Source organism: Mycobacterium sp. 1245852.3 (assembly GCF_001669335.1).
Classification (GTDB): Bacteria; Actinomycetota; Actinomycetes; order Mycobacteriales; family Mycobacteriaceae; genus Mycobacterium; species Mycobacterium europaeum_A.
Genome location: NZ_LZLL01000527.1, coordinates 1 through 1,588 on the forward strand (window position 1 = coordinate 1; position 1,588 = coordinate 1,588).

General features: G+C 64.7%; 2 protein-coding genes. Both read left to right on the top strand.

What is annotated here, in order from left to right; translation table 11 throughout:
• A partial coding sequence (locus tag A9W96_RS32340) for a DUF6262 family protein (protein WP_197499623.1) occupies positions 1 to 384 on the top strand: 384 nt, incomplete at its 5' end.
• 219 nt (positions 385 to 603) lie between these two features.
• Positions 604 to 1,588, top strand: a 985-nt coding sequence (locus A9W96_RS24140; protein WP_067143665.1) for a hypothetical protein, incomplete at its 3' end; no start/stop codon positions are given.

Sequence of the window (1,588 nt, forward strand, 5' to 3'; positions counted from 1 at the left end):
CAGCACCTGCGCGATGCAGCTCATCGGCGACACGAAGAAAGCCTGCAGCGACCCACCGATGCGCTGACCGCACTGTCCGCCACGGGAACGCCCATCACTTTCGCCAGCGTCGCCCGTAAAGCGGGCATCTCGACTGATTTCCTCTACCGCCAGCCTGCTCTGCGCCAACGTATCCACGAGCTGAGGAACAGCGCGCCCACCCGAGTCGCATCGACTGCCCCACAAGACTCGGATAGCGCATCCGGAGCGGTCCGCGCCTTGTCGGCGCAGATCAAGCGGTTGCGGCGACGACACCAAGAAGACACCGCCGCCCTGGAAAAAGCGCTGGCCGTCGCCCAAGGCGAAAATCTTGCGCTGCGACGGAAACTGGCCACCTACGAATAGCCGAACGGGATGGACCATAGGTGCTGGGAGCGACATCACGCGGGGCCGGTCGCGATACTCGCGGCGTCCCCGCGGGTGGTCTTTCGGCCCACAACGAACACCGGTGAAACGGCGGGATGCCTGCCCAAGAACTGTCGGTGCCCTCCGGTAGCGTCAATATTTGCAGCGGGGTGCTGCATGGAGTGCGGGTCCGGGGTTGCCGGGAGAGTGAGGCGTTGCGTGAGCGAATTGCCGTCGCGGGGTGTGGTGTTCTGGCCAGTCGGTACCGGGGACAGCACGACCGTCATTGTTGACGATCAGGTTGTGCTGCAGGTCGATCTGCACGATATGGCCAAGGCCGATGATGACAGCAACCCGGAAGTCCCGGTGGTCGACAAGCTGGTGGATGCCTTGCCTCAGGTCGACGGAAAGCCCTACCTCGCGGTGTTTGCGCTGACCCACGCCGACAAGGACCACTGCCTGGGTTTCGCCGATTTGCTGGACCAGGTGCAGATCGGGGAGTTGTGGTCGACGCCGCGGTTGTGGCGCGAGTTCAGTGACCCCGACGCCCCCGATCCGTGCGCGGACGCGATCGCGTTCCGGGAAGAGTCTGAACGGCGCATCGAGGCAACCAAGGCCGCCTTGGCTGCTGGGTCGACGCCGGCCAGCGGTGATCGCATCGTGGTGGTCGGTTACGACGACGAGCACGGGGCCCACCCCTACGACGAGCTGCCCGATGAGTACAAGGCCTGGCCCGGGCAGGCGTTGACGGTGCTCGACGGGCAAGAGTGTGCCGGGCGGTTCGAAGCGTTCATCCACGCGCCGTTCAAAGATGACTGCGCCGCCGCGCGCAACGAGACGTCGCTGGCGATGCAGGTGACGCTGACCGACGAGTCTGGGATCGACGGGAAGGTGCTGCTGTTCGGCGACCTTGCCCACGACACCCTCATGAAGATTTTCGACTACAGCGAGTACTACGACCGGGAGCAGTATCTGGAGTGGAATGTGCTTCTGGCGCCGCATCATTGCTCGAAACGGGTGATGTACGAACGTGATGGGGACGGCAAGGAGCACCTGCAGCTTGACGTCCTCAACGCGTTCGAGCGTCACGCCCGGACCGGTTCGGTGATCGTGGCCAGCAGCGCGGTGATCCCGGCCAGTGACGTCGACGGGGCCAACCCGCCGCACCGGATGGCCGCCGATCGATACATGGAGACTGCGCAGG